The organism is Brevundimonas sp. (assembly GCF_032107865.1).
In the GTDB taxonomy this organism is placed as follows: Bacteria; Pseudomonadota; Alphaproteobacteria; order Caulobacterales; family Caulobacteraceae; genus Brevundimonas.
The window spans coordinates 471-4,200 of the sequence record NZ_DAMCNG010000219.1 but is presented as its reverse complement, the minus strand read 5'-3'; the positions used below and the strand labels follow the sequence as shown (position 1 = coordinate 4,200).

Sequence of the window (3,730 nt, the reverse complement as noted above, 5' to 3'; positions counted from 1 at the left end):
TGTCGCGGTTCGCCGATGCGGCGGCGCGCGCGGCGCTGCGGATCATGGCCGATGATTGGCGCAGGCGCGGGCGGCTGATCTCGGCGCCCGACGATCTGCGCGGGCCGGTTCCGGGCCTGTTCGTCCTGGCCATGGGCAAGGGCGGGGCGTTCGAGCTGAACTATTCCTCGGACATCGACCTGTCGCTCTTCTACGAGCCGGAAACGCTGGAAACGGCCTTGGCCGAGGGCGTGGAGATGCAGGGCTTCGTCAACCGCCTGGCGCAGGGGCTGACCGCCCTGTTGGCCGAGCGGACGGCGGACGGATACGTCTTCCGTGTTGATCTGCGGCTGCGGCCGGACCCGTCATCGACCCCGCCGGTCGTCGCGGCGCCGATGGCGCTGGCCTACTATGAATCCGTCGGCCAGAACTGGGAGCGGGCGGCCTTCATCAAGGCCCGCGTCTGCGCCGGGGATCCGGTTGAGGGCGCGGAATTCCTGAAGGCGCTGATCCCCTACATCTGGCGGCGCAGTCTGGACTATCAGGCCGTGCTCGACATTCAGTCGATCAAGAAGCAGATCCACGTCCACAAGACCGGCGAAGGGCTGGAGGCGGCGGGCGCCAATCTGAAGCTGGGCCGGGGCGGCATCCGCGAGATCGAATTTTACGTCCAGACCCAGCAATTGATTTTGGGCGGACGGAACCGGTCCTTACGCTCGCCGCGCACGCTGGAGGCGCTGGACGCCCTGACCGAGGCGGGCCATGTGGCGCCCGAGGCGCGCGACGAGCTTCACGCCGCCTATGTCGAGCTGCGCGCGCTGGAGCATCGGGCGCAGATGCTGGCGGATGAGCAGACTCACATCCTGCCCGTCGATCCCGAACGGCGGGCCGATGTGGCGGCCCTGGCGGGGCAGGGCGATCTGGCGGTCTTTGACGCCGGGATCGAGCGCCTGCTGGTGCGGGTCAACGCCCGCTATGGCGAACTGTTCGAGGGCGGCGAAGACCTGTCTTCGCCCTATGGCAGTCTGGTGTTCACGGGGGTCGAGAACGACCCCGGCACGCTGGAGACGCTGGCCCGCATGGGCTTTTCCGAGCCCGCCAGCGTGTCCGACACGATCCGCAGTTGGCACCACGGCCGCATTCAGGCGACGCGCACGGCGCGGGGCCGCGAGCTGTTCACCCGGCTGGCGCCGCAACTGCTGACGGCGGTGGCCAGGACGGGCGCGCCGGACGCCGCCTTCCGCCGGTTTGCCGTCTTCTTCTCGGGCCTCAGCGCCGGGGTGCAGGTGCAGGCGTTGTTCCTGAATCAGCCCAAGCTGTTCGATCTGGTGGTCGAGGTGATGGCCTTCGCGCCGCGCCTGGCGCGGATGCTGGGGCGGCGGCCCCAGGCGCTGGACGGGATTCTGGACGCGCGCTTCCTGACCGAACTGGATGCGTGACGGCTCAACTGCTAGCCGAAGCAGCACTCGCGACGGACTTCGAGGACGCCATGAATGTGGTGCGTCGCCAGCACCGCGAACAGGTCTTCCGTATCGGCATGCACACCATCACCGGCCGCGCTGGACCGGAGGAGGCGGGCCGCGCCAACACCGCCCTGGCCGACGCCTGCATGAAGGCGCTGGCGCCTGCCGCCCTGAAGGAGGCTGAACGCATGGGCGGCGCCTTTGACGGCGCGGTCGCCGTGGTCGCCCTGGGCAAGGCGGGCTCGCGCGAGATGTCGGCCGGGTCTGATCTGGACCTGATGACCGTCTATGCGGCGGCGCCTGAGGCCGTGTCCGCCGGGCGCGGCTGGAGCGCCGAGACCTTCTACGGCCGCTTCACTCAGCGGTTTATCGCGGCCCTGTCCGCCCACACCGCCGAGGGCGGGTTGTATGAGGTCGATATGCGGCTGCGGCCGACCGGGTCCAAGGGGCCGGTGTCGGTGCGGCTGGAGGCGATGGACGCCTATTATGCGCAGGAGGCCGACACCTGGGAGTTCATGGCCCTGACGCGCGGACGGGTGGTCTGGGCCAGCGAGCAGGGCTTCGGCGCGCGCGTGGCGCAGGCGCTGGAGGCGGCTTTGCGAAGACCGCGCCCCGGCGTCGACATCGCTCAGGACGTGCGGGCCATGCGTGATCTGATGGACCGCGAGCGGCGACCCAAGGGCTTCTGGGATTTGAAGCTGTCGGCGGGCGGTCAGGTCGACGCCGAGTTCGTGGCTCAGTATCGTCAGCTGACGGCGGCTCAGGCCGGGGCGCCGCTGACCGTATCCACGCTGGAGGCCCTCTCAGGCGATCCGGTGCTGGCCGAAACCTGGCGCACGCATCAACAACTGGGCCAGTTGATGGCCTGCGCCTTCGAGAGCGGGGGCGACCCGGATCAGGAGCCGTCCGGCTTCCAGATGCGGCTGGCCCGCACGGCCGGAGCGCCCGATTTCGACATTCTGAAAGCACGTCTGATTGATCTGCGGTTGCGGGCGCGGCGGGCCTTTGAAGCGGCCCTGCCGTCATTGCGCGACGGAAACTGATCGGGTCTGCGTTCTATTTTTTGACAGGGATGCTTCACGGCCCTTGGGCCGGATGGAGAACATCGAGATGAAGACGAATTTCAGCGGCGTCGCCGCCCTTGCTCTGGTTCTCGCCGCCAGCGGCGGAGCCATGGCGCAGACTCCAGTTCAGGCCCCCGCTCGACCTCAGGCGCCGGCTACTCGCCCGCATCACGCGCAGATGGCCGAACCGGTCAGCCAGGCCGATTTCGTTCAGCGCCGCGTCCAGCGCCTGCGCGCAGCGGACGCGAACAGCGATGGTCAGGTGACGGCCGAGGAAATGCGCGCCTATGCCCAGGCGCGTCGCGCCGAACGACAGGGCGCCCGCTTCGATCGGCTGGATGCGAACAGGGACGGCGTGCTCGACCGTGATGAGTTCAACACGCCTCGCGCGCGCGGCGAGCGCAGCGAGGGCATGGGCGGACGTCAGGCCGGCGGCCGCAATCATCGGGGCGGTCATGGGGGGGCGAACATGCCGGGTACGGCGCGGGGCGGTGAGAGCCGCTTCCCCATCGTCATCGCCGACGTTGAACGTCGGGCGAATGAAGCTTTTACGCGCATGGACGCCAACCACGACGGCGTGCTGACGCAGGACGAGCGGCGCGCCGCCATGCGCGCCAATCGGCCGGCCGTGCGCCAGAGGCACGAACAGCGTCGCGCGCGCACGCCGGCGGCGTCGCCTTCGGCGCCCGCTTCGGAGTAGGGTGATGTCGGGGAAGGCGGTCCGACCGCCCGACCTTTCTGGATTGAGCCAAAGAGGCAGGATTGGCGACAAGCGTCGACCCCGACGAGGATCTGGTGCGCCGCGTGGGCGAAGGCGACCCCGTGGCCATTCAGGCCATGGTCGCGCGCAAGCTGCCGCGGATGTTGACGCTTGCCCAGCGGATGCTGGGCGACGCGGCGGAGGCTGAGGACGTGGCCCAGGAAGCGATGCTCAGAGCCTGGAAGCAGGCGCCGCGCTGGACCCCCGGTCAGGCGCGCTTCGACACCTGGCTGCACCGGGTGGGTCTGAACCTTTGCTACGATCGGCTACGGCGTCGACGCGAGATCGCGACGGACGTGCTGCCGGATCGGGTGGATGACGGTCCGGCGCCGGACCGGGGCCTGTTGGCGGCCGAGACGGGCGCGCGGGTCGAGGCGGCCCTGGCGCGCCTGCCGCAGCGCCAGCGCGAGGCCATCGTCCTTTGCCACTATCAGGAGCTGGGCAATATCGAAGCCGCGGGCCTG

General features: G+C 69.5%; 2 protein-coding genes and 2 pseudogenes. All 4 read left to right on the top strand.

The window, feature by feature from the left end:
- Window positions 1–2,485 (top strand): annotated as a pseudogene (locus RT567_RS14160) (bifunctional [glutamine synthetase] adenylyltransferase/[glutamine synthetase]-adenylyl-L-tyrosine phosphorylase); the annotation flags it as partial.
- A gap of 52 nt (window positions 2,486–2,537) precedes the next feature.
- Window positions 2,538–2,861 (top strand): annotated as a pseudogene (locus RT567_RS17260) (hypothetical protein); the annotation flags it as partial.
- A gap of 114 nt (window positions 2,862–2,975) precedes the next feature.
- Entirely contained in the window at window positions 2,976–3,206 is a 231-nt protein-coding gene (locus RT567_RS14150; protein WP_313576915.1) for a hypothetical protein, read from the top strand.
- A gap of 62 nt (window positions 3,207–3,268) precedes the next feature.
- Window positions 3,269–3,730 (top strand): RNA polymerase sigma factor (locus tag RT567_RS14145; RefSeq protein WP_313576914.1); only part of this gene is annotated, 462 nt, incomplete at its 3' end.

Bases quoted from the DNA above. Each gene is read 5' to 3' on its own strand.
- RT567_RS14150 (WP_313576915.1), top strand. From the start codon at position 2,976: ATGCCGGGTACGGCGCGGGGCGGTGAGAGCCGCTTCCCCATCGTCATC.